This window comes from Plantactinospora mayteni, from assembly GCF_016862935.1.
Classification (GTDB): Bacteria; Actinomycetota; Actinomycetes; order Mycobacteriales; family Micromonosporaceae; genus Plantactinospora; species Plantactinospora mayteni.
In genome coordinates this window covers 1-23,135 of the sequence record NZ_BONX01000048.1, presented here as the reverse complement: position 1 = coordinate 23,135, position 23,135 = coordinate 1, and the positions used below count along the sequence as shown (strand labels likewise).

The 23,135-nt window shown below is 71.8% G+C and carries 20 protein-coding genes; 10 read left to right on the top strand and 10 right to left on the bottom strand.

What is annotated here, in order from left to right; genetic code table 11:
• Nucleotides 1-59: 59 nt before the first annotated feature.
• Complete coding sequence (gene recQ, locus Pma05_RS31560; RefSeq protein ID WP_203861149.1) at nt 60-1,940, top strand: DNA helicase RecQ; 1,881 nt, start codon at nt 60-62, stop codon at nt 1,938-1,940.
• Between the two features lie 16 nt (nt 1,941-1,956).
• On the opposite strand, the gene Pma05_RS31555 is transcribed toward recQ, so the two are convergent.
• The 3 genes from Pma05_RS31555 to Pma05_RS31545 form a co-directional block, all read right to left on the bottom strand.
• Nucleotides 1,957-2,673 carry an amino acid kinase family protein gene (locus Pma05_RS31555; RefSeq protein ID WP_203861148.1) on the bottom strand — a complete coding sequence of 239 codons (717 nt, stop codon included), beginning with the start codon at nt 2,671-2,673 and terminating at the stop codon, nt 1,957-1,959.
• Between the two features lie 92 nt (nt 2,674-2,765).
• Complete coding sequence (locus Pma05_RS31550) at nt 2,766-3,794, bottom strand: hypothetical protein (RefSeq protein ID WP_203861147.1); 1,029 nt, start codon at nt 3,792-3,794, stop codon at nt 2,766-2,768.
• Between the two features lie 97 nt (nt 3,795-3,891).
• A complete protein-coding gene (locus Pma05_RS31545; RefSeq protein WP_203861146.1) occupies nt 3,892-4,227 on the bottom strand; it encodes a hypothetical protein in 336 nt (111 codons plus the stop codon).
• Nucleotides 4,228-4,386: 159 nt separating this feature from the next.
• Between Pma05_RS31545 and Pma05_RS31540 the strand changes: the two genes are divergently transcribed.
• Together Pma05_RS31540 and Pma05_RS31535 are read left to right on the top strand one after the other, a co-directional pair.
• Nucleotides 4,387-4,689 (top strand): hypothetical protein, encoded by a 303-nt coding sequence (locus tag Pma05_RS31540; protein ID WP_203861145.1) that lies wholly within the window; start codon nt 4,387-4,389, stop codon nt 4,687-4,689.
• A gap of 125 nt (nt 4,690-4,814) precedes the next feature.
• On the top strand, nt 4,815-5,159 hold the full coding sequence (locus tag Pma05_RS31535; protein ID WP_203861144.1) for a hypothetical protein: 345 nt from the start codon (nt 4,815-4,817) through the stop codon (nt 5,157-5,159).
• 107 nt (nt 5,160-5,266) lie between these two features.
• Here the strand turns inward: Pma05_RS31535 and Pma05_RS31530 are convergent, their stop codons facing one another.
• Nucleotides 5,267-7,174: a M14 family metallopeptidase gene (locus Pma05_RS31530; protein WP_203861143.1), complete on the bottom strand. Its 1,908-nt coding sequence runs from the start codon at nt 7,172-7,174 to the stop codon at nt 5,267-5,269.
• 212 nt (nt 7,175-7,386) lie between these two features.
• Between Pma05_RS31530 and Pma05_RS31525 the strand changes: the two genes are divergently transcribed.
• Nucleotides 7,387-8,745 carry a C39 family peptidase gene (locus Pma05_RS31525; protein WP_203861142.1) on the top strand — a complete coding sequence of 453 codons (1,359 nt, stop codon included), beginning with the start codon at nt 7,387-7,389 and terminating at the stop codon, nt 8,743-8,745.
• Nucleotides 8,746-8,865: 120 nt separating this feature from the next.
• On the opposite strand, the gene Pma05_RS31520 is transcribed toward Pma05_RS31525, so the two are convergent.
• The 3 genes from Pma05_RS31520 to Pma05_RS31510 form a co-directional block, all read right to left on the bottom strand.
• Complete coding sequence (locus Pma05_RS31520; RefSeq protein ID WP_203861141.1) at nt 8,866-9,219, bottom strand: DUF4229 domain-containing protein; 354 nt, start codon at nt 9,217-9,219, stop codon at nt 8,866-8,868.
• 15 nt (nt 9,220-9,234) lie between these two features.
• Entirely contained in the window at nt 9,235-9,663 is a 429-nt protein-coding gene (locus tag Pma05_RS31515) for a hypothetical protein (RefSeq protein WP_203861140.1), read from the bottom strand.
• A gap of 154 nt (nt 9,664-9,817) precedes the next feature.
• Nucleotides 9,818-11,074 (bottom strand): radical SAM protein, encoded by a 1,257-nt coding sequence (locus Pma05_RS31510; RefSeq protein ID WP_203861139.1) that lies wholly within the window; start codon nt 11,072-11,074, stop codon nt 9,818-9,820.
• 254 nt (nt 11,075-11,328) lie between these two features.
• Between Pma05_RS31510 and Pma05_RS31505 the strand changes: the two genes are divergently transcribed.
• The 4 genes from Pma05_RS31505 to Pma05_RS31490 all read left to right on the top strand — a co-directional run bounded on the left by Pma05_RS31505 (nt 11,329) and on the right by Pma05_RS31490 (nt 18,682).
• Complete coding sequence (locus Pma05_RS31505) at nt 11,329-12,816, top strand: C40 family peptidase (RefSeq protein WP_203861138.1); 1,488 nt, start codon at nt 11,329-11,331, stop codon at nt 12,814-12,816.
• 199 nt (nt 12,817-13,015) lie between these two features.
• Nucleotides 13,016-15,502, top strand: a complete 2,487-nt coding sequence (locus tag Pma05_RS31500; RefSeq protein WP_203861137.1) for a hypothetical protein — start codon at nt 13,016-13,018, stop codon at nt 15,500-15,502.
• Between the two features lie 341 nt (nt 15,503-15,843).
• Nucleotides 15,844-17,709: a DEAD/DEAH box helicase gene (locus Pma05_RS31495; protein WP_372441588.1), complete on the top strand. Its 1,866-nt coding sequence runs from the start codon at nt 15,844-15,846 to the stop codon at nt 17,707-17,709.
• Between the two features lie 352 nt (nt 17,710-18,061).
• Complete coding sequence (locus Pma05_RS31490; RefSeq protein WP_239313483.1) at nt 18,062-18,682, top strand: putative glycolipid-binding domain-containing protein; 621 nt, start codon at nt 18,062-18,064, stop codon at nt 18,680-18,682.
• A gap of 88 nt (nt 18,683-18,770) precedes the next feature.
• On the opposite strand, the gene cds1 is transcribed toward Pma05_RS31490, so the two are convergent.
• Together cds1 and Pma05_RS31480 are read right to left on the bottom strand one after the other, a co-directional pair.
• Entirely contained in the window at nt 18,771-19,862 is a 1,092-nt protein-coding gene (cds1, locus tag Pma05_RS31485) for an L-cysteine desulfhydrase Cds1 (RefSeq protein WP_203861136.1), read from the bottom strand.
• A gap of 39 nt (nt 19,863-19,901) precedes the next feature.
• Nucleotides 19,902-20,354 (bottom strand): Lrp/AsnC family transcriptional regulator, encoded by a 453-nt coding sequence (locus tag Pma05_RS31480; protein ID WP_203861135.1) that lies wholly within the window; start codon nt 20,352-20,354, stop codon nt 19,902-19,904.
• 246 nt (nt 20,355-20,600) lie between these two features.
• Between Pma05_RS31480 and Pma05_RS31475 the strand changes: the two genes are divergently transcribed.
• Nucleotides 20,601-20,882 (top strand): BldC family transcriptional regulator, encoded by a 282-nt coding sequence (locus tag Pma05_RS31475; protein WP_101368527.1) that lies wholly within the window; start codon nt 20,601-20,603, stop codon nt 20,880-20,882.
• Nucleotides 20,883-21,000: 118 nt separating this feature from the next.
• On the opposite strand, the gene Pma05_RS31470 is transcribed toward Pma05_RS31475, so the two are convergent.
• Nucleotides 21,001-21,630, bottom strand: a complete 630-nt coding sequence (locus Pma05_RS31470; protein WP_203861134.1) for a UbiX family flavin prenyltransferase — start codon at nt 21,628-21,630, stop codon at nt 21,001-21,003.
• Between the two features lie 190 nt (nt 21,631-21,820).
• On the opposite strand from Pma05_RS31470, the gene Pma05_RS31465 reads away from it, so the two are divergent.
• Nucleotides 21,821-23,131, top strand: a complete 1,311-nt coding sequence (locus Pma05_RS31465) for a terpene synthase family protein (RefSeq protein ID WP_203861133.1) — start codon at nt 21,821-21,823, stop codon at nt 23,129-23,131.
• Nucleotides 23,132-23,135 lie beyond the last annotated feature (4 nt).

Sequence of the window (23,135 nt, the reverse complement as noted above, 5' to 3'; positions counted from 1 at the left end):
GATCGGGAGCCGGGTCAAGCGGTCGGTTTCCGTCGGGCGGGCCTCGTAGAATCCGCCGAATGGCCCTCCCCAGCGACCAGCGGACCGGCAACACCGACCAACCGGCCGGCGGCACCGACCAGCGGACCGGCGACGCCCTCGACGTACTGCGCCGGGTCTTCGGCTACGACAGCTTCCGTGGCGAGCAGCGCGAGATCATCGACCAGCTCGTGAGCGGCGGCGACGCGCTGGTGCTGATGCCGACCGGCGGCGGCAAGTCGCTCTGCTACCAGATCCCCGCGCTGGTCCGGGACGGGGTCGGGGTGGTGATCTCGCCGCTGATCGCGCTGATGCAGGACCAGGTCGACGCCCTGACCACCCTCGGGGTACGCGCCGGCTTCCTCAACTCCACCCAGGACTTCGAGGCCCGCCGGCTGGTCGAGACGGCCTTCCTCGGCGGCGACCTCGACCTGCTCTACCTCGCCCCCGAGGCGCTGCGGTCGGAATCCGTGCTGCGACTGCTCGACCGTGGCACCATCGCGCTGTTCGCGATCGACGAGGCGCACTGCGTCGCACAGTGGGGCCACGACTTCCGCCCGGACTACCTAGCCCTGTCGATGCTGCACGAGCGGTGGCCGGCGGTGCCCCGGATCGCGCTCACCGCCACCGCCACCCCGGACACCCACACCGAGATCGCGGCCCGGCTCAACCTCAAGGACGCCCGGCACTTCGTCGCCAGCTTCGACCGGCCCAACATCCAATATCGGATCGTACCGAAGCGGGAGCCGAAGAAGCAGCTCCTCGACCTGCTCCGCACCGAGCATCCCGGCGACGCCGGCATCGTCTACTGCCTGTCCCGGGCCTCGGTGGAGAAGACCGCCGAGTTCCTCGTGCAGAACGGCGTACCGGCGCTGCCCTACCACGCCGGGCTCGACGCACCGACCCGGGCCGCCAACCAGCAGCGGTTCCTCCGCGAGGACGGGCTGGTGATGGTCGCGACGATCGCGTTCGGGATGGGGATCGACAAGCCGGACGTACGCTTCGTCGCCCATCTCGACCTGCCCAAGTCCATCGAGGGCTACTACCAGGAGACCGGCCGGGCCGGTCGGGACGGCCTGCCCTCGACCGGCTGGCTGGCGTACGGGCTCCAGGACGTGGTGCAGCAGCGCAAGCTGATCGAGGGTTCCGACGGCGACCTGGCCCGGCGCCGCGTACTCGGCACACACCTCGACGCCATGCTGGCGCTCTGCGAGACGGTGCAGTGCCGGCGGATCCAACTCCTCGGCTACTTCGGCCAGCAGAGCGGCCCGTGCGGCAACTGCGACACCTGCCTGTCCCCGCCCGAGTCCTGGGACGGCACCATCGCGGCGCAGAAACTGCTCTCCACCGTGCTGCGGCTGCACCGCGAGCGCGACCAGCGGTTCGGCGCCGGCCAGTCCATCGACATCCTGCTCGGCCGGCAGACCGAGAAGGTCACCCAGCACCGGCACGACACGCTGAGCGTCTTCGGCATCGGCACCGAACTGTCCGAGTCCGAGTGGCGCGGGGTGGTCCGGCAACTGCTCGCCCAGGGACTGCTGGCGGTCGAGGGCGACTACGGCACCCTGGCGCTCACCGAGACCAGCGGCGACGTACTCGGCAAACGGCGCGAGGTGATGATGCGGCGCGAGGCGCCCCGGGCCGCGTCGACCGGCCGGACCGCGAAGCCACGCGGCGCCGGGGCCGCCGCCGTCGCGCTGTCACCGGCCGCCGAGCCGGTCTTCGAACGGCTCCGGACCTGGCGCGCGGCCACCGCCAAGGAGCAGGGCGTGCCGGCGTACGTCATCTTCCACGACGCGACCCTGCGGCAGATCGCGGCCGAGCCGCCGACGACGCTGGCCGAACTGTCCCGGGTCAACGGGGTCGGGGAGAACAAACTCGCGAAGTACGGGCAGCAGATCCTGGACACCCTCGCGGAGTAGGGCACCGGCGGCAGGCTCAGGACGGCAGCAGCAGGGAGCCGATCTCCTTGCCCTCGATGACGCACTTCACGCTCCACATGTCGCCGGCCGGCACCACGTGCACCGGCTTGCCGGACTGGCGGGCCAGGTCGAGCGCTGCCGCGTCCATCACCCGGAGGTTCCGCTCCAGCGCGGCCGACGCGGTGATCTCGCGCAGGAAGACCGCGTCGGGGTCCTTGGCCGGATCGGCGCTGTAGATCCCGTCCACCCCGAACTTGACCATCACGACCGCGTCGGCGGCGGTGTCGATCGCCGCGTGCACCGCCGGTACGTCGGTCGAGAAGCCGGAGACGCCCATCCCGCCGGCCAGCAGCACCGTGTCGCCCGATGCCAGTGCCTCGACGACGTCGTCCCGCAGGTACTGGCGGCCGATGCCGGTGCAGGGGCCCCGGGAGAAGACCTGGGTCGGCACGTCGAGGCTGTTCAGCAGCCCCTCCAGCAGCAGTACGTTGATCCCGGTGGCCAGCATGCCGACGGTGTCGGCCCGACCGCGCTCCAGGTGCCAGTCGGCGCCTCGATCGCCCCGGAAGATGTTCCCGCCACCGACGACGACGGTCACCGAGACACCCATCGTGTGTACGGCGGCCAGCGACAACGCCACGTCGCGCAGCCGGGCCGGTTCCAAGGCCTGCCCGGACCCGAGTGACGCACCACTGATCTTCACGACGATGCGCTGGTAGCGGAGGTCTTCCATCGCACCCTTCTCCACCTCCCCTTCCGGTCCGTCGTCGCGACCGGTAAGGGTCGGAGCACCCGCGCCGCGCTGTCCAGGTTGGAAGAGGTTCATTACGCCGCCCTTACGTTCGGTCCGGACCAGAGATCCTGAGCAACTTTCCACACCACGTCGAGGGGTTCGTCCTGGCCCGACGGCCCCGATTCGGAGCGCGCCCGGAAGATGCCGGTCACCGCGAGCAGGTTGTGCGATCCGGCGCTGAAGTCGTACAGGTGGAAGCTGTTGTTCAACCAGGCGAGTTTCTGCGACTCCGCGCTGAGTCCGTGCACGATCATCGCCGACTGCCGTACCAGTCGACTGGAGAGGCACTTCAGCCCGTAGTCCAGATCCGGCACCTCGATGTACTGGAACGGCCGCAGCTTCCGCCAGTCCGGGTAGCACCGGTTGAGGAAGTCGAAGGCGGGGCCGCCGTGCGGGGTGAGGAAGGTCGTCCCGTTGTCGACCACCTCTTTGACCGTCACCGGCCGGCGGTAGCCGAGGTCCTCGACCGAGAGCATGCGCGGCACGTCGATCTCCAGCGGGATCACCTCGATCCGGTCGTTCCACTGCGCCACCGTGCCGATCCGGGGTTCCTGCTCGGTGGACATCAGCGTGGAGAGCAGGCAGATGTGCTCACCCGAGTCCTGACCCAGGGCCGCCAGCTCGATCTCCGCCGTACGCCGGGGCAGCGGGATCACGTCGAAGCCCCGGTTCGACGGCAGTGCGTCGTTGAGGTCGTGCAGGTAGCCGAGGCAGTTGGAGGTGCAGAGGATCGGCAGCCGCTTGGTGGCGGCGGCTGCTGCCCGGATGGCGGCGAGGGTGGCCTCGGTGATCGGTTCGAGGAGGTCCACGAAGACCTCGCCGGCCGGGGTGAGCCGGTAGTTCTTGTGCCCGGGTGGCCGATCGATGATCCGGACGTGCTGGGTGAGCCAGAACGCCTCGTCGATCTCGCGCAGGGCCTTGGAGACCGTACGCTCGTCCCGGCCGAAGACGTTGGCCACGTGCTTGAACGAACGCTCCTGGTGGTCGTCGGAGCGGAGCGACCGGAGCATCTCGATCAGCTCGTAGCTCAGCTTCGCCAGGACCGGGTCGAGTTCGGACATCGTCAGCTCCGCTTCGGCGAGGGGGTGGGTGCCGGGGTGTCCGGAGGCGACGGGAGTGTCGCCTCCGGACCCTCGGCTGGACACCGGAGTTCCGGACCTACTGGCCCGGACGACGGAAGTAGAAGTACGCGACCGCGGCGGCCGAGGCACCGAGCCCGGCTACCACGGCACCGACCAGTTGCTCGGCGAACCTGCCCATCAGTCCCCCGACCACGACGAGCACCGAGACGAACCAGTATCCGAGATAGCAGACCAGGGCCAGCCGATTCCGGGTCTGGATCGTGTCCGGGGTACGACTGATCGCGAGGTTGTCCGGGAGGTTGGAGATGAGATAGGAGGGTCGACTCTCGACAGGATCGTGAGCCGGCTCCTCCCCTTCCGGGTTGGGTAGGTATTCGGCCACGGCGCGCTCCTCGATGGGGTTGCATGCCATGTTCCGGGATCCCCGGGAGCCTTACAATAGCGAAATGGTGCGGTCATGACGCTCAGTGCACATTGTTTGCGGTTACTCAACCGCAATACCTAGCACCCATGCCGTCAAGTGCGGTACATCTACTTGCTGAAGTAGCACCCATGCCGTAGCGTCCGAGCCATGAACCAAGCGGCGGAAGACACTCCCGGCAACGACGCTACCCGCGGTCGTTCCCGCTCGTCCAGCGGCTCGTCGCGGCAGGTCAACCGGCCTGAGCGGAGCAAAATCAGCATCTCGTTGACCGGTAGCGCCGCCGCCAGCGTCGAAGAAATGGCCGACCAGCATCGGGTCTCGGACGGCGAGGTCGTCCGGCGCGCGGTCGCGGTCTTCAAGTTCCTCAACGACGAGATCTCCCGGGGTGCGGTGCTCAAGATCCAGACTCCGGACGGCCAGTCCGACCGGATCCAGATCCTCTACACCTGACCACCCAGGGGCTCCGTGCTGAACCTTTCTCAACCTGAACCGCGCGATGCTCAGGCACCGTGTCCGACCTTGGGGTCCGCCGGACCGCAAGGGGAGGTTGAAAAGGTTCATTGGAGGCCGGTCGTATGATCACCTTTAGTACCACCCGACAGGCGGGCTGGCAGCACACCCTCGCCGAGCTCCTCGACCGGGCCAACCGCGAACGCCTGCCGTTGATCGCCTGGGTCATCCGCAGCGCCGACGGCGTCCTGATCGGACAGTGCTGCGCCACCGACCCCGAGCAGCGCCGGTCCGACTGGGAGACCTGGTGCCGCGCGCTCGGAGCCGTCGCCCAGCCACCGCAGCGGTACGGCGACTCGGTGCACCTGCGGGCCGCGGCACACCGCCCCGGCCCCACCTCCGGCACGGACCCGGGGCACGGCTCCGGCACGGAAGTCGTCATTTCGGCCGACCTGTCCGGATGCGAGTAGCGAGCGGAAACTCATCCTCGACCCGCACTAGGCAATCCGCCACCGAGCGGACTCCGGGGTCCCGCCGGTCCGGTCGTGGCGCCGGACAGGACCCCGGAATCGGGCCACTACGAGCTGGTGATGGTCACGTTGTCGATCGCCGCCTCCACCAGGCTGGCCTCGGCGGCGTCGGCGGCCTGCACCAGCAGCCGCACCGACTGCCCGGCGTACGCCGAGAGGTTGGCCGTGGCGGTGGTCCAACCGCCGTTGCGGTTGCTGGCCGCACCCGCCTGGTTGAGCAGTTGGGTGGTCCCGCCACTGTGCACCACGCTGACCCGCAGGTAGTCCGCTGACGAGGCGTTCGACCCGTGCGCGAGATACCAGGCCAGGGAGAGCGTCAACGTGCCGCTGCTCGGCAGCGTGATCGCCGGCGACTGTGCCGTGGTCACACCACCGTCCACGTCGTAGTCACCGGCCGCCGCGCCGGCCAGCCGGCCGGTGACCAGGTCGTTGCTGCCGGCGTACGGGGCGAGTTGCTTGGCGCCGCTGGAGGTGGTCGCCTGGGCGGTACCCCGTTCCCAGGCCCCCGAGGTGGCGGTGTCGGTACCGGCCGGGTTGACGGTCCAGCCGGTCGCGGTCTCGAAGGTGTCCGACCAGACGGTGGTGCCACCGCCGGTGCCGCAGTAGGTCGCCTGGAGCCCGACCACCCGGTACGGGCAGTCGGCGTACTCGGAGATGAGCAGCGCCGCCTCGCGGTTGCGGGAGGTCTGCGCCGGGATCACCTCGTCCGGCGGGTAGAAACCGCCGCCGCCGGCCGAACCCGGGTACATCTCGAAGGTGTACGCGAAGATGTTGTGCGTCGCCCACATCCAGTCCAGGCTGTCCCCGTCGGTGATGTAGAGGTCGCTGGACTGTTCCGGGGTGTAGCCGTTGGTGGCCGCCATCTGCTGGCCGAGGGTCCGGAAGGTCCGCTCCTGGTCGGCGTTCAGCCCCGGCCCGGTGTTCGCCGTCGTGTAGCCGTACGGCCAGAGCACGAGCTGCGAGTACGTGTGGAAGTCGATGTTCACCTTGATCTGCTGGGTACCGCCGACGACCCGGCTGTTGACGAAGTCGCGCAGCCGGGCGGTCTCCGGCGCGGAGAACGCCGACGGGCCCCGATAGGTCTCCGAGGAGGTGGTGCCGGACGAGCCGCCGCAGCAGCCCCAGTTGTAGCCCCAGTTCCGGTTCAGGTCGGTGCCGACGTTCGACGAGCCGCTGTTCGGCTGCCGGTTCTTCCGCCAGGACCGGTACGAACCGGTGGCGATGTCGTACTCGCTGCCGTCCGGGTTGACCGTCGGGACGATCCAGATCTCCCGCGTGTTGACGATGTTGGTGATCCGGGAGTCCGAGCCGTAGTTGTCGGTGAAGAGGTTGAGCAGGTAGATCGCCATCTCGACGGTCAGGTGCTCGCGGGCGTGCTGCTGCGAGTTGAACAGGATCTCCGGCTCGTTCTCGTCGGTGCCGACGTTGTCGGAGATCTTGATGACCGGCAGGTCGCGGCCCTCGTAGGAGGTGCCGAGGCTGGACCGGCGGGCGATCGTCGGATGGTCGGCGACCACCTGGTTGATCACCGTGTTCAGCTCGGCGTAGTTGTGGTACGCCGAGTCGGCCGGCGGGAAGTCGAGTACGCCGACGTCACCGCTCGGCTGGCCCCGGTCCGGCGGTGCCGGTACGGCCGCCACCTCGAAGCCGAGCGCGGTGATCGCCTTCACCTCGGCCGGGGTCGCGGTGACGTAGAGCGCGCCGTGCTCGGCGTAGTCGATGCTGGTGCCGGTGGCGGCCACGGCGTTGCGGTCGGCCAGGGTACGCGGACCGGTCACCCGGTACTCGGCGCTGGTGGCCTGTTCCGTGCCGGCCCGGTCCGGTTGGGCGCTGGCGGTGCCGGCCGCCGGGCCGATGCCGGCCACGACGAGTCCGAGCACGACGGTGCCGGCGAGCGCGCCGGCCCGGGCCCGATGCCGGATCGACGGCCCGGACATCCAGGTGCGGAAGGGCATGTAAAACCTCCTGGGGGTAGGGAGGACTCCGCTGGGTAGTGCACACTGCACCATCCGTACCATGGTCATATCAACATCGATCACTTGACGTCCAATGCCAGTTGGACCCTTCTCTCGGCAAAGATTTTCTTGGCTTGAACATCTGGCGAAAGTTCCTGCCGAGCGGAATAGTGGCGGCAGGACCCCGACGTTCGTCCCCCTGCGGAGCATCGATGGCCAGTTCACCGAACCTGATCAGCCGCCGTACCTTCACCCTTGCCGGCCTCTCCGGCCTGGCCCTGCTCGGCACCGGCGTGCCGGCCCGGGCCGGCTCGGCGGTCGGTCGCCCCCGCCCGGTGCCGCACGACGAGCAGATCACCTGGCAGGACTTCTCCAGCTACCCCGACTGGCGGCGCGGCACCCACCGGGGCACCGTCGCCGTCCCCGGAGTGCGCGCCGGGATCACGATCCAGCGCCCGGCCGGCACCACCGAATACGCCGACCCGTACACCGGCACCACCCGCACCTGGGCGTACGCCACCTGGACCTCGCCGGTCACCCCGGTCGGCTTCGACGCCAGCGAACTGGTCGCCTCGTGGAACGCCGAGACCCCGGCCGGCACCTGGATCCAGGTCGAACTCCAGGGCACCTACAACACCGGCGCGCTGACCCCGTGGTATGTGATGGGGCGCTGGGCCGCCGGCGACCAGGACATCCGGCGTACCACGGTGAACCGGCAGGGCGACCCGTACTCGACGATCTGGACCGACACCTTCTCGATCGACGACGTCGCCACCGGGGTGCTGCTGCGGGCCTACCAACTGCGGCTGACCCTCTACCGCGCGCCGGAGAGCCGCCGGTCACCCCGGGTCTGGCTGCTCGGCGCGATGAGTTCACTGGTGCCGGACCGGTTCACCGTCACGCCGAGCGCCGGCCGGATCGCCTGGGGCCGGGAACTGGCCGTACCGCGCTACTCGCAGAACATCCACGCCGGGCACTATCCCGAGTACGACGGCGGTGGCCAGGCCTGGTGCTCGCCGACCTCCACCACCATGGTGCTGGAGTACTGGGGCAAGAGGCCGTCCGCCGAGGAGACCTCCTGGGTCAACCCCGACTATCCCGACCCGTCGGTCAACCACGCCGCCCGGATGACCTACGACTACGCGTACGAAGGCTGCGGCAACTGGCCGTTCAACACCGCGTACGCCGCCTCGTACGGGTTGGACGCCAAGGTGACCCGGCTGCACTCGCTGGACGAGGTGGAGCACTTCGTCGCCGCCGGGATCCCGGTGGTCACCAGCCAGTCCTTCCTGGCCGAGGAACTGGAGGGCGCCAACTACGGCACCTCGGGGCACCTCTTCGTGGTGGTCGGCTTCACCCTCGACGGCGACGTGATCGTCAACGACCCCGCGTCGTCCAGCAACGACGTGGTACGCAACGTCTACCGGCGGGACCAGTTCGAGCAGATCTGGCTGCGGACCAAGCGGATCAACGCCAGCGGCGGGGTCTCCGGCGGGTCGGGCGGGATCGCGTACCTGGTCAAGCCGGGGTGGAAGCCCTGGCCGAAGGTGGCCGGCTCGACCAACTGGTAGCCGTACCGCCCTGGTAGCCGCACCGACACCAGCTCACCTGGGGAGGATCATCGACCCCGTACCCGGCCGACGAAGTCCGGGTACGGGGTCGATGCCGTACCGGGTCCGCCGCGCCACGGCTCAGGACCGGTCGGTCGGCTTGTCCGCGTCGGCTGACTTGTCCGCGTCGGTCGCCTTGTCTGCGTCGGTCGCCTTGTCCGCGTCGGCTGACTTGTCCGCGTCGGTCGGCTTCTCCTCACCGGCCAGCGCGGCGCGCAGCCGCTCCTTCTCGGCCCGGCGCTTCTCCGCCGCACCGGCCAACTGCTGCGCCATCTCGTCCCGCCAGCCCCGAAGCAGGAAGAACGACAGCGCGGCGGAGAACGCCACCGCCAGCATGAGCTTGAGGAAGAGGTTCATCTCGACCGGCCAGAGCGCCAGGGCGATCGCCACGAACAGCCCGATCCGGCCCAGCGTGTACTTCACCGCGGGACTCATCTGAAGCATCTCCGATCAGTTCGTCCGGCCGGCGAGCCAGCGGACGCCGACAAACCAGACCAACGCGTACGCCATGGCGAAGACCGCCGCGGCCAGCCCGCCCGAGACCAGCGGCGGGGTCGAGGCGGCCAGCCCGGCGGCGAGCAGCCCGGCGGCGATCCCGACGGCCGCGGCCACCAGTGCCGCCGCGACCCGGGCCGGGCCGAACCGCCAGGCCCGGAACTCCTCGACGAAGATCCAGGCCGGCAGGACCACCGCGAGCCACCCGCTCGCCCGGCCGAACTCGCCGAGGCCGATCAGGGAGGCGCCGAGGTCGATGACGAGCAGCGCCACCAGCCCGACGACCACCCCGACCAGGGCGACGCCGAGCAGGTCGGCCAGCACCACGATCCGCCCCTCGTCGTCCCGACGGGGAAAGGGCGCCCGCTCGCTCCGCTCGGTCATGCCGCCTCTCCGCTGCACTCCACGCCGGCCGGCGTCGACCGATCCGCGCCCGCTCCGCCCGCTCATGACCTTTCGAGGGTACGTGAGCGGGCGCGGAACCATCCCTGCCGGGCCACGTTGCCGGCGATGCGGACCAGCTTCGGCCCGGCCCGGATCAGGCCCAGACCTGCTGCGGCTCGGCCCGGCGTTCGGCCAGGCTCGGCGGGGCGTCGTACTCGCGCAGCACCGCGTACCGGCTGTCCCGTTCGACCGGGCGGAAGTCGGCGTCCCAGATCAACTGGAGCAGCTCCTCCCGGGACAGCACGGCGGGCGTGCCGCCCTGGTCGGCACCGTGGCTGACCCGGTGTTCGGCCGCCGCACCGGCCAGGTCGTCCACGCCGAAGTTGAGCGCGAGCTGCGCCACGGACAGCCCCTGCGTCGCCCAGCAGCAGCGCAGGTGCGGCACGTTGTCGAGGAGCAGCCGGGACACCGCGAAGGTCTTCAGCGACTCGGCCGGCGACGCCGTGCCGATCTGCGCTGCCGTGTCAGTCTGCGTTGCCGTGTCAGTCTGCGCTGCCGTCCTCGTCGGCTGCTGCGGCCGGAGCCCGCCGTCGGCCGGTACCGCGAGGTCGTGCTCGTAGCGCAGCGGCAGGAAGCTGGTGAAGCCGCCGGTCTCGTCCTGTAGTTCGCGCAGTCGCAGCACGTGGTCGACCCGGTGCCGGGGCTCCTCGACGTGACCGAAGCGCATCGTCGCCGGGGTGCCGAGCCCCTTGGCGTGGGCGAGCCGGTGGATCCGGGACCAGTCCTCCCACGAGCAGTCGTCGACGCCGAGCCGGCGGCGTACCTCCGGGTCGAAGATCTCGGCCCCGCCGCCGAGCGACGCCAGGCCGGCGGCGACGAGTTCGTCGAGGATCTCGTCGGCGGGCCGCCCGGTGGTCTTCGTCAGCCAGTGCAGCTCAGTCGCGGCAAACCCGGTGAGCCGGACCTCCGGCAGCGCCGCCGCCAGCGCCCGCAGCAGCTCCGGGTAGTGCCGCCATGGCAGCGCGGGGTGCAGCGGGTTGACGAGTTCCAACTCGGTGAGCCCGTCGGCGGCCAGCTCCGTGGCCTGCCGGACGGCCTCGTCGACCGGCATCGGGTACGCGTCCTGTCCGTCCGCCTCGGGACGGAAGGAGCAGTACGCACAGCCGACCGCGCAGAGGTCGGTCAGCTTCAGTTGCCGGTTGACGACGAACAGCACCCGGTCACCGCCACCGCCCGCCCGGTCGCCACCGTCCGCTCCGTCACCACCGTCCGCTCCGGTACGGCGGTGGTGCGCCAGCCGGCCGAGCCAGACCAGGTCGTCGCTGGCGTACAGCGCCTCGCCGTCGGCGCGGTCGAGCCGAACTCCCGCGTAGACCTTCTCTTCCAGCTCACGCTTGCGTCCGGCGTCCATCGCAGCACGTCCCTCCAGGCACGATTCCCCGGACGAGCCTACGTGGAGCGCCCGAGATGCCGGCGGAGGCGGTCGGCGGCAGCGACCTGGTTCACCGAGTCCAGGTAGCCTTAACCCGCTTCTCAGCGTCTCGTTACCCGCCGTCGGATCGACATCCCCGGCGCGTTGAGGTAGACAAAGTGGGACGCGATACACCACGCATGGCGATACCACGGCCGCGCCGGGCGCGCTGCTGTGCACGTGACGGGAGCGGCATGGCCAACAGCAGGCGCGGACGACCAGACCGGCCCCTCAACGCGGTTTCGCCGGTGCTACGCCCGCTGGTGTGGTCAGCCCTGGTCGGCGCGATCGTCGCGGGCGCGATGGCGACCCCGGTCTACGCCGAACCACCACTGCCGAACACCGTCCCCGACGGCGGGGTGCACCCGCAGCCGGTCGGGGTGCCCAACGTGCCCACCAACACCGGACCGCCGACGACGTCCTATCCGCTGCCGCCGAGCGTGAACGGCCCGCTGGCGAGTCAGGTCATGGCGCTGGAGGTCGAGGTCGCCCAGTTCGGCGACCAACTGCTGCAACTCCGCCAGGAGCGGGACACGGCCACCACCGCGCTGACCGCCGCCGACGGCGTACGGCAGACGGCTCGGCTGGAGCTGGCCAACGCCCGTACGGCGGCCGACAACGCGGCGGCGGGCGCGCTGAAGGACGCCGCCGGGCTGCCACCGGGTGCGTTCGGCTCCGACCTGCACGGGCTGGACCTGCTCAGCCGGATCCAGCGCGGCGAGCAGCGTACCGGTGACACCGAGCTGGCCGCCGGTGAGGTGACCCGGGCGCAGCAGGCCGAACAGCAGGCGGAGCTGGCATACCAGACCGCGTCCGGCACCTACCAGCAGAAGGTCACCGCCTTCACGACCGCGGAGACGCGCTACAAGGAACGCTCCGCCGCCCTGGTGAAGCTCAAGCGCGACAACGCGGACCAGCTCAAGGCGATCGAGCGGGCCCGGGAAGCCGCCGAGCAGCGGATCGGCGAGACGATCGGCAGCGACAGCGTCGCCGGGATGGTCGCGCACCCCAAGGCGCTGGGCGCGATGCGTTACGCGCTCGCCCAGCGGGGCGACCCCTACCTGTGGGGCGCCGAGGGTCCGAACCGGTTCGACTGCTCCGGCCTGATGCTCGCCTCCTATCTCTCGGTGGGCAAGCGGATCCCCCGGGTCTCCCGCGATCAGTACAACGGCACCCGCAACCAGAGCGTGGCGCGGGAGGCGCTGCTCCCCGGCGACCTGGTCTTCTTCGCGTCCGGCAGTAGCTGGAGCAGCATCCACCACGTCGGGATGTACATCGGCGGCGGCAAGATGGTGCACTCGCCGACCACCGGCGACGTGGTCAAGGTCTCCACCGTCTGGTGGTCGCGGTTCTACGCCGCGACCCGGATCTTCCCGGCGGTACCGGCGCCGAACGCGACCACGCCACCGCCGACCACCCCGCCGCCGACCTCCAAGCCACCCACGACGCCGCCGCCGACCAGCAAGCCGCCCACGACGCCGCCGCCGACGAAGCCGCCCACGACACCGCCCACCACCACGCCGACCACGCCACCGGCGACCCCGCCCGTGACACCGGCACCGACCCCGGGTCCGCCGGACCCCACGCCGCCGGTCACCCCGTCGGCCGCCGAGCCGAGCGAGGCTACGCCCAGCGCCAGCCGATCGACCCCGGCTGCGGACGGTAGCCCCGACGGCAACTGACGGTGCCGATCAGCGGCCGGCTGTGCGCCCGTGCTGAGATGTGGCACGGTGAGGGTTGACGTACTTCCGACCCGGCCTACCGGACCGGGTGTGGGCGCGGGAGGCAACAATGGACGAATCGCAGGTCGGATCGGCTACCGGGGTGGCACCCCCGGGCTCTGACGGTCGGGCTGCGGCCACCCGGTCCGGATCGGACGGCGTGGACGAGAGCGAGTTGTCCCCGCTGCCGCCCCCACCACCGGTCGGTACCGCGTTGCCGGAATCGTCGGCCGAGGAGGAGCTTCCCGACGCCTACCAGCCGCCTCCGCCGCCCGCCGCCGGAGCGCTCTGGGCGGACGCGCCGCAGGACCCGCCGGCAAACCCGTCCGAAACCGACCCGGTCGACTCCGCGGATTCCCGCTCGGTTCCGGACGCCTCCCACTCGTCCCCGGCGGCTTTCGGTGCGGCTCGGGAGGGTTTCAGCTCGGCCCCGGAGGGTTTCAGCTCGGGCCCGGAGGGTTTCAGCTCGGCTCCGGGGGCGGAGGCGAGCGGGATCGCCGACCCGTCCGTCGATTCGTCCGCCGAGCGGGACGCGGATGCCGACCCGGGAGGCAAGACGAGTTCCGATGACAGGTCCGGTCAGGTCGACGCCGACGCCGGAACGGGTTCCGGAGCGGAGCCGGATGCCGCCGACCCGGCGCCGCCGGTCAGCTCGGAGTCCTCGGTCAGCCCTGAGTCGCCGGTCAGCCCTGCCCCGCGCAGCGGTACGGAGATCGCCGACGTGGCCGAGTCGGAGCCGGTCGCCGTACCGGAGCGGGTCGGTGACGGCGACACGGCAGAGCCGGTACGCGGCCGTGCCGTGAGTAGGGCCGCCACCACCCCCACCGCAGCGGAGATCGCCGCGATGCCCGCCGCCTCCTCGGGCAGCCGCACCTACCGTGCCGGTGAACTGGCCACCCCGGCGGTCGCCTCCCCGGCCACCGCCTCCTCGGCACCGGATACTCCACTTGCCGCTTCCTCGGCACCCGGCACTCCACTTGGCGCCTCCTCGGCACCCGGCACTCCACTTGGCGCCTCCTCGGCACCGGGCGCTCCGGCCGCCGCTTCCCCGGCACCGGCGGCAGTACCGACCCCGGCGCCTCCGGGAACTCCGGTGCCGCCGCTGCAACGGCGGCGTCCGCAGACTCCGGCGCTCGACTCCCCGTGGTCGGCGTTCGCCAACGCCGTCAAGTCCCCGCCGGCCCCGTCGAGCGGATCGGCCGCCGTTTCGCCGGCCGGCTCGGCGTCCGTCCCGTCCGTCGGGTCCGCCTCCGTCTCGCCGGCCGCCAGCGGACTGTCCGGGTCGACCCCGGCCGCGCCGGTACCCCAGCTCCGGGAGCGACCCGAGGCCGTGCACTTCGCCGCCCCGCCGGCAGCCAGCCTGTCAACACCGCTGTCGACCAGCCCTTCTGCGCCGCCGGCCAGCCCCGAGCGGTCCTTTCGGGATCCCGGGACACCTGTGGGCGGGACGCCGTCGTACACGGTGCCGCCGCAGCGCAGCGCGCCACGGAGCAGTGCCGGCACCACCCGGGCCAGTGCCTCGGTGCCGGGGCTCTCTCCGGTGCTGCCGACCGAGGCCGCCGCCGTGGCCGCGGTGCCGGGGGTGGCGAAGGTCTACCGGAGTACCGAGCCGGATCCGGCCAGCCCGCCAGCACCGGCGCGTCCCCCGGAGCCAGCCGGACCGCCCGAGCCGGCGCACCCACCGGCGCCACCGGTACCCGAACCGCCGGACCCGGGCCCGGCGCCCACGCCGTTCCCCGCACCGGTACCGCCGGTGCCCGCCCCGGGACCCGACCCGGTGCCACCAGCTCCGTCGCCGTACCCGCCGGTGCCACCCCGGCCCGCTCCGGTGCCGCCAGGCCCGAGCCCGGTACCGCCGGGTCCCGCGCCATATCCGCCCACTCCACCCGGCCCGACTCCGCCGGGCCCCACGCCGTACCCGCCGCACCCCGGACCGGTGCCGCCCGGACCGGTGCCGCCCGGACCGGTGCCGCCCGGACCGGTGCCGTATCCGCCGACGTCGGCGGCGCTGGGCTCGGTGGCGTACCCGGCGACGCCGGTCTCCCACGGGCCGGGCGGCCGGCCGGCGGATCCCCCGGCACCGGTCCCGCTGGTGGTTCCGGCGCCCGCCCTGCCGAGCTGGCCACCACCGACCAACCCGATGTCCTCGGCGAACCAGGCCAGCGGCGGTACCCCGGGCTACTCGCTGCCCACCGCCGACCCGGGTCCGTCCGTCGCCGCCGAACCGGCCGGCCGGCCCTGGCCCGGTGACCGCCCGCCGGGCACCAGCCCGGCCTCGCCACACCTCCAGGGCACCGGCCCGGCCTCGCCTCACCATCAGGGCACCGCCCCGACGACGCCGCACTCCCCCGGCTACCGAGACCGCGACCTGGCCCGGGACCAGCGAGCGGAGGGCACCGTGTACGGCGGCCCAGAGGGCCACCTCACCGTCTCCATGCCGTCCAACCAGCTCGAGAACTCGGGCTCGCTGACCGGGCACATCCTGGCCCAGGGCTGGACGGACACCCCCACGCAGAAGACGAACACCGGCAAGGTGGTGCTGGTACTGCTGATCGGGCTCGGCATCCTGGTGGCGGTCGGCGTACTTGTGGTGTTCCTGGTCGGGGACGTGTTCAGCAGCCTCTTCGACGGTCTGCTGAGCAGTTGACGGATCCGCCTGGGCGGGTGTCGGGTCGGCGGTCACGGGTGGTGAGCCTGCCCACTGGCGTGCGCGCCGAGGTGGCAGTGACGGCTGGTCCCCGTACACTCGGGTGGATTGTTGACCTGGCGCGTGCCACGCGCCTCTGGGCGATCTTGCGGGCGAATCAGCGGCGACCTCCGTCGCGGCGGGCCATCGCGAAGATGCGCCCCGCTTGAGAGGTATCCTTGACGACCTTTGCTGATCCCAGCATGTTTCCGTCCGTATTCGACGCGCGATCCGGTTCCGTTTCGGCAGGGACGTCCGCGTCTGATGAGCAAGCCGCATTGATTGTGTCGCATGTTGCCAATGTGCACGCTGATGCCACCGACTCGGTGAGCGCCGACGATTCCGGCACGCTCACCGAGGCGGTTCCGGGCTCTGACACGCCCACCGAAGCCGGTCCGGACGCGATTGCCGACCGGAACGACGCCATTTCCGCCCCGGTGGTTTCGGAGTCCACGGACTCCGGCCCGGCAGAGTCAGAGCCCGCCGAGTCCGAGCCGGTCGATCCCGAGCCGGTCGCGTCCGAGCGGGTCGATTTCGCCGGCCTCGGGCTGCCCCGGCAGCTCGTCCGGGCACTCGGCCGGGAGGGCATCGACACGCCGTTCGAGATCCAGCGGGCCACCGTGCCGGACGCGCTCGCCGGGCGGGACGTACTCGGCCGGGGGCAGACCGGCTCCGGCAAGACGCTGGCGTTCGGGCTGCCGGTACTGGCGCGGATGGCGGCCGGTCCCCGGGCCCGGGCACACCACCCGAGGGCACTGATCCTGGTGCCGACCCGGGAACTCGCGATGCAGGTCAACGACGCGCTGATGCCGCTCGGCCGGGCCCTCGGAGTGTTCCTCAAGACCGCCGTCGGGGGCGTGCCGTACGACCGCCAGATCGACTCGCTGCGCCGTGGCGTGGAGATCGTGGTGGCCACACCGGGCCGGCTGGCCGACCTGATCGAGCGGGGTGTCTGCCGCCTCGACGACATCGAGGTGACCGTGCTGGACGAGGCCGACCAGATGGCCGACATGGGTTTCCTGCCGGACGTCACCGAACTGCTCGCCAAGACGCCGGCGGACGCGCAGCGACTGCTCTTCTCCGCCACTCTGGACAACGACGTGGACGCGCTCGTCAAGCGGTTCATGACCGATCCGGTCACCCACTCGACGGCACCGCCGACCGCCGCCGTGTCGACGATGGACCACCACATGCTGCTGATCCCGCCGCACGACAAGTTCGCGGTGGCGGCCTCGATCGCGGCCCGGCAGGGCCGCACCATGATGTTCGCCCGGACCCAGATGGGCGTAGACCGGCTGGTCGAGCAGCTCGCGGCGGTCGGCGTCCGGGCCGGCGCGCTGCACGGCGGCAAGACCCAGCGGGTACGCACCCGCACCCTGGCCGAGTTCAAGGAGGGCCGGACGAACGTGCTGGTCGCCACCGACGTGGCGGCCCGGGGCATCCACGTCGACGGCGTCTCGCTGGTGGTGCACGTGGACCCGCCGAAGGATCCGAAGGACTACCTACACCGGGCCGGCCGTACGGCCCGGGCCGGCGAGTCGGGTGCGGTTGCCACGCTGGTACTGCCGAAGCAGCGCCGCTCCACCCTGGCCATGTTGCAGAAGGCCGGTGTCGAGCCGGAGCAGACCCGGGTACGGTCCGGCGACGCCGCGCTGGCCGAGGTGACGGGTGCCCGGGAGCCGAGTGGCGTACCGGTGGTCGACGAGCCGGCACCGCGCCGAGCGGCCGGTACCCGCCCGGACCGCACCCGCGCCGACCGCCGGTACGGCGACCGCCCCCGGGCTGACCGCCGCTACGGCGACCGGCCGCAGGAAGAGCGCCGGCACGGCGACGGCCCGCAGGGTGAGCGCCGCTACGGTGACCGCTTCCAGGGCGAACGCCGGTACGGCGACCGGCCGCAGTCCGACCGCCGCTACAGCGACCGCCGGTACGGCGACGGCGGTGGTACGCCGCAGGGTGGTCACGCCGAGCGGGGCGGCGAGTGGCGCTCCGGCGGGCGGCAGGGCGGCTTCCGGCACGAGGGCCGGCCGCACACCGACCGGCCGGTCTGGGACCGGTCCCGGGACGAGCGCCCGCGCGACGACCGGACCGCCGGGGACCGATCGGACGACCGGCAGGGTCGCCGCGACCACCGGTTCGACGGCCGGCGCCCGACCCCGACCCGCTGACCGGCGGCAACCCGCGGCCGGCGACCGGGCTTGACCGATCCGCGTCGCCGGCCGGTGGAGGCCCGCTGCCGATCCACCTCGCCGGTCGCGCGCCGACCCGCTGACCGGTCGGGCACGGCTCGATCGCCCCGGCCGGCCTCGATCTGGGCCCGGCAGGCACGGCTGGTCGAGCACGGGGCACGGGCATCCCCGGCTACGGGCTACCCGTCGGGCGCCGGGACGCTCACTGGTGACAGGCCGCCGACCAGGGCCGATGCGTCGAACCGCGCGGGCCCTGGTCGGGCTGCCGGGCGGCGAGGCGATTCGCGCGGTCGGGCATTCCTGTCGGTCGTCGCCGGTAACGTCCATGGACATGTCGAGCATGCCAAAGACGTTGTTCTGGAGCCGTACCGACGTGCCCGGTGCCGACCACGCGCTCGCCGTCGACCGCCGTGGGCTGACCGCCCGGGGCACCGCGCTCGCCGTCGACCCGATCGCCTTCACCTGCCGCTACGAGCTGCGCACCGACGAGCGTTGGGCGGCGGAGGGGCTGGAGGTGAGCTGCGAGGGCGCCGGTTGGCTGCGCACCCTGCGGTTGGAGCGGGCCGCCGGCCGCTGGCGGGCGAGCACCGCCGAGCAGGGCGACCTGGACGCGGCGCTGGCCGCCGCCGGCCAGCCCGGTGCCGGGCTGCCCGGCACCGAGGAGCCCGAGCGGCTCGCCGAGGCGATCGACGTCGACCTCAGCGCCTCGCCGCTCTTCAACACCCTTCCGGTACGCCGCCTCGGGCTGCGCGACGCCGCGCCGGGCAGTTCGCACCGGATCGTCGCGGTCTGGGTGCTGGTGCCGAGCCTCCAGGTGGTGCCGGCCGAGCAGACCTACACGGTGCTGGAGGGCGGCAACGTCCGGTTCGACAGCGAGGGCTTCACCGCCGACCTGACCCTCGACGCCGACGGCTTCGTGCTGCACTATCCCGGGCTGGCGCAGCGGCACTGACCCGTGCTGGGCGGTCAGCCGGTCAGCCGGGAGGAGTGGACCCGTCAGCCGAAAGCGGTGGGCTCGTCAGCCGGGAGCGGTGGGCTCGTCAGCCCGCCCACTCGCCGGTCACCAGGAAACGTTCGACTGTGGACCGGTACGGCGCCAGGTCGAGGCCCCGGCCGGCCACCCACCCGTCGGAATAGTACGTGTCGGTGTAGCGTTCGCCGCCGTCGCAGAGCAGCGTCACCACCGACCCGGTCCGGCCGGCGGCCCGCATCTGCGCGATCAGGGCGAACGCGCCCCACAGATTGGTGCCGGTCGACCCGCCGACCCGCCGGCCCAGCACCGCCGAGGCGACGCGCATGGCGGCCAGCGAGGCCGCGTCCGGCACCCGCACCATCCGGTCGACGACGCTCGGCTGGAAGGACGCCTCGACGCGCTGCCGGCCGATCCCCTCGATCCGGGATCCGGCGTCGGTGGTGACGGACCAGTCGGCCGAGGTCCACGCGGGATAGAAGGCCGAGTTCTCCGGGTCGACCACGCAGAGCCGGCTCGGCAGCCGACGGTAGCGGAGGTAGCGCCCGATGGTCGCGCTGGTACCGCCGGTGCCGGCACCCACCACGATCCAGTCCGGCACGGGGTGCCGCTCCAGGGCAAGCTGCGCATATATCGACTCGGCGATGTTGTTGTTGCCCCGCCAGTCGGTGGCGCGTTCGGCGTACGTGAACTGGTCCATGAAGTGCCCGCCCAGGTCCTCGGCGAGCCAGCGGGCCTCGACCACGACGGCGGCCGGATCGTCCACCAGATGGCATTTTCCGCCTTGGAACTCGATCAGCGCGATCTTCTCCGGCGAGGTGGCGGCCGGCATCACGGCGATGAACTGCACCCCCAGCATCCGGGCGAAGTACGCCTCGGAGACGGCGGTCGAGCCCGACGACGCCTCCACAATGGTGGTACACGGCCCGATCCAGCCGTTGCAGAGTCCGTAGAGGAACAGCGACCGGGCCAGCCGGTGCTTCAACGACCCGGTGGGGTGCACCGACTCGTCCTTGAGATAGAGGTCGATCCCCCACTCCCGAGGGAGCGGAAAGCAGAGCAGATGGGTGTCGGCGGATCGGTTCGCGTCCGCCTCCACCGCCGCGATGGCCTCGGTCACCCAGGCGCGTTCGGCGTCGTCGCACCGGTCGAGCTGTTCCATGACCAGGAACGTAGCAAGCCGCTCCGGTGGCCGGTCGGGTCAGGACGGGCTGAGCGGCTGGGGACGGTTCTCCCATTTCGTGGAGAGTGCGACGGCCGTCCGGGTCGAGGCGACTCCGGCGGTCCGGTTCAGCCGCAGGATGAGCTGCTCCAACTCGGCAATTGTGCCAACTCGCGCCTTGAGCAGGAACGATTCCACCCCGGCCATGAAGTAACAGGATTCGATTTCCGGCATGCCCCGGATCGCCTCCAGTACGTCGTCGGTGTCGCCGCCGGAGTCCTGCACGATGCCGATCAGCGCCGTCACGCCGAGCCCGATCGCCTCCGGTTCGACGTCGGCCCGGTAGCTCCGGATGACGCCACCGGCTTCGAGCTTGCCCACCCGCTCGTGCACGGCCGGCGCGGAGAGGCCGACCTGCCGGGCCAGTTCGGCGTACGAAAGGCGGGCATTGCCGCGCAGCAGCTCGACGAGGCTCAGGTCGATCGCGTCCACGTTCTGAGACCCTAGTCCGGGTGGTTGAACGGGCTGCCCGGGGTGCAGCATTGTTGCTGACATAGCGCTTAAATGCCGTAAATCGTCCGGCCTAACCTCACACACAGTACGTTTTCGCGTTTGCCGGACACGACACTCCGGCGGTGTTGTAATTGCCGTACGTCCCTTAAACGAAGGCTCTGGCAAGCATGTGTTCTGGGGGCGGTCCTACCAGTCCGGGGGCTTCGTAGACGCGAGGAGGGGGCTGTGGACACTGGAGATCGTCTGCTGACGCCGGGCGAGGTGGCAGCACTCTTCCGCGTCGACCCGAAGACCGTCACACGCTGGGCCGCGGCCGGGCGTATCGGCAGCATCCGAACACCGGGCGGACATCGCCGCTTCCGCGAGTCGGAGGTACGCGCGCTGCTCGAGGGTGAGGGCATGCTCGACGAGGTGGACGAGGGCATCGCGAACCGGCCGCGCAACGCCGGACCCGCCACCCCGAGTGGCCCTGGCCCGGCCGGCGCCGGAAACGTCGGCCTGCACTGAACCTCTCGCAACCTGGACGGCCCGGCGGGTGCGCTCCGGCCGCCAACCGCGGCCACGACGGACCGCACAGGGAGGTCGAGTGGATCGGCACCGGGCGGGGGCTCGGTCCCGGGGGCGGTCAGCCCCGGTCGGCCCCCAGCTCGCCGGACCAGCGCCGGAACAGGGAGTGCGGCACGTCGAGCGCGTCGAGTACCTTTCCGGCCACGAAGTCGACGAGCTGCCGGGCGGAGGCGGCGGCCCCGGCACCGTAGAAGCCGGGGCTCGCCGGCAACACCACGGCTCCGGCATCGTGCAGGGTGATCAGGTGCTCCAGGTGGCTGCGGGTGACCGGAGTCTCCCGGGGCACCACCACCACCGGTCGGTGCTCCTTGAGGTTCACCTCGGCGGCCCGTTGCAGCAGATCCTTGGAGAGGCCGATCGCGATCCCGGCGCATGCCGCCGTACTCGCCGGCACCACCACCATGCCCCTGGTCGGGTACGACCCGCTGCTCGGCCCCGCCGCCAGATCCCCGGCCGGCCAGTACGCCAGGTCGGCGCCGGCCAGGTCCCGCCCGAGCCAGGCGGCGAGGTCGTCCTTCCAGTGCGCGTCCCGGAACGGCTGGCCGGTCTCGTCCAGGATCGTCAACCGGGCCGCCCGGGAGACGACCAGGTCGACCGACTCACCCGCGTCGAGCAGCCCGCCGAGCACGGCGGCCGGATACGGCGTACCCGATGCTCCGGAGACGCCGACCACCCACGGCCTTCTCATGCCCCCCAGCCTGCCGCAAGCGTCGGAGCCGGCGCCGACCGCCCCCGGCCGCAACCTGCGGGGCAGCCGGCACGGTGACCGGATCATCACAAACCGCGAAATAGGACGTACCCGACGGCGATCACAAACACGTCGGAAGGCGCAATACTGCTCACGTCTGCCCGCGTGTTGACCCGAAGGGGGCCCCGGCATGTCCATGATCAGCTCGTGGGCGGCCGAGCTGAGGTGTCCGGTACCGGCACGCCTCTGCCCACACGCCGACGTGGTGCAGGAGTGGCTGGTCGACTGGGCGGACCGGATCATCGGCCCGCTCGACGCGGCGGCCCGGAACCGGCTCGCCAAGGGCGGCGTCGCCCGGTACGCCGGCCGGCTCTACCCGGACGCCAGCGAGGCCGACCTGCGGGTCCTCGCCGCACTCTTCACCTGGTTCTTCCTGCTCGACGACGCCTGCGACGCGACCCGGCGCCCCCGGCCGGGCGAGGTGGCCGCGCTCTGCGACGGGGTGCTGCGGCTGCTCCGGTCCACACCACCGCTGGCCGGGTCGCCACCCCGGTCCACACCACCGCTGGCCGGGTCGCCACCCCGGTCGGGGCAGCCCGTACCGGCGCCCGCCCCGGGTCGCCCGTCCTCCGCCGCCGGCCCGGTGACCCGGACCGGACCCCCGTCAGCGGCGCAGCCCCGGCCCGCGCAGCACCCGCCGGCCGTGCCGGGTGCCCGGTCGCCGAACCAGCCGGCGCCCCGGCTCACCACCCCACCGCAGAGCCGGGCGGCCAACCAGCCGGCGCCGAGGTCGGAGGCGTTCGACGGGCCGCTCCGGCGGATGCTGGCCGACGCCTGGCGTACCCCGCACCAGCGGATGTCGACGGACTGGCGGGACCGCTTCGTCGACGCCGTGGCGCACCACCTGTCCGGCGTGGTCACCGAGGCCAGCAACAAGGCGAGCGGGCGGCTGCCCGGCGTCGCCGAGTACATCCCGCTGCGCCGGGCGACCTCGGCCGCGTACGTCTCGTACGCCCTGATCGAGTTCGCCACCGGCCGACCGGTACCGGACGCGATCTACCACCACCCGGCGGTACGCGAGATCGCCTCCACCGCCAACGACCTGCTCTCCTGGTTCAACGACCTGCTCTCCCTGGACCGGGACACGGCCACCTCGGGCGGGCACAACCTGGTGCTGGCGGTGGCCCGGGAGGAGCGGATCCCGGTCGAGGCGGCGGTCGAGGCGGTGGTCCGGCGCTGGCAGCGCAGCATGCGGCGGTTCGTCGAACTGCGGGACGCCGTACCGTCCTTCGGGCCGGCGCTGGACGGGCCGCTGCGGCACTATCTGGACGGACTCGGCAACTCGGTGCGCGGCACCATGGACTGGTCCATGGAGAGCGCCCGTTACCGGGACGCCCTGCCCGCGAACCGCCCGACCGGACCGGCCGGCCAGGCCGAGCCGCACCGCCGCCCCGACCGACCGCCGAACGGCATCGGCGCCCGAGCCGAGCCGACCAGCTAGTCTT

Bases quoted from the DNA above. Each gene is read 5' to 3' on its own strand.
- recQ (WP_203861149.1), top strand. From the start codon at position 60: ATGGCCCTCCCCAGCGACCAGCGGACCGGCAACACCGACCAACCGGCC.
- Pma05_RS31555 (WP_203861148.1), bottom strand. From the start codon at position 2,673: ATGGAAGACCTCCGCTACCAGCGCATCGTCGTGAAGATCAGTGGTGCG.
- Pma05_RS31550 (WP_203861147.1), bottom strand. From the start codon at position 3,794: ATGTCCGAACTCGACCCGGTCCTGGCGAAGCTGAGCTACGAGCTGATC.
- Pma05_RS31545 (WP_203861146.1), bottom strand. From the start codon at position 4,227: ATGGCATGCAACCCCATCGAGGAGCGCGCCGTGGCCGAATACCTACCC.
- Pma05_RS31540 (WP_203861145.1), top strand. From the start codon at position 4,387: ATGAACCAAGCGGCGGAAGACACTCCCGGCAACGACGCTACCCGCGGT.
- Pma05_RS31535 (WP_203861144.1), top strand. From the start codon at position 4,815: ATGATCACCTTTAGTACCACCCGACAGGCGGGCTGGCAGCACACCCTC.
- Pma05_RS31530 (WP_203861143.1), bottom strand. From the start codon at position 7,174: ATGCCCTTCCGCACCTGGATGTCCGGGCCGTCGATCCGGCATCGGGCC.
- Pma05_RS31525 (WP_203861142.1), top strand. From the start codon at position 7,387: ATGGCCAGTTCACCGAACCTGATCAGCCGCCGTACCTTCACCCTTGCC.
- Pma05_RS31520 (WP_203861141.1), bottom strand. From the start codon at position 9,219: ATGAGTCCCGCGGTGAAGTACACGCTGGGCCGGATCGGGCTGTTCGTG.
- Pma05_RS31515 (WP_203861140.1), bottom strand. From the start codon at position 9,663: ATGACCGAGCGGAGCGAGCGGGCGCCCTTTCCCCGTCGGGACGACGAG.
- Pma05_RS31510 (WP_203861139.1), bottom strand. From the start codon at position 11,074: ATGGACGCCGGACGCAAGCGTGAGCTGGAAGAGAAGGTCTACGCGGGA.
- Pma05_RS31505 (WP_203861138.1), top strand. From the start codon at position 11,329: ATGGCCAACAGCAGGCGCGGACGACCAGACCGGCCCCTCAACGCGGTT.
- Pma05_RS31490 (WP_239313483.1), top strand. From the start codon at position 18,062: ATGTCGAGCATGCCAAAGACGTTGTTCTGGAGCCGTACCGACGTGCCC.
- cds1 (WP_203861136.1), bottom strand. From the start codon at position 19,862: ATGGAACAGCTCGACCGGTGCGACGACGCCGAACGCGCCTGGGTGACC.
- Pma05_RS31470 (WP_203861134.1), bottom strand. From the start codon at position 21,630: ATGAGAAGGCCGTGGGTGGTCGGCGTCTCCGGAGCATCGGGTACGCCG.
- Pma05_RS31465 (WP_203861133.1), top strand. From the start codon at position 21,821: ATGTCCATGATCAGCTCGTGGGCGGCCGAGCTGAGGTGTCCGGTACCG.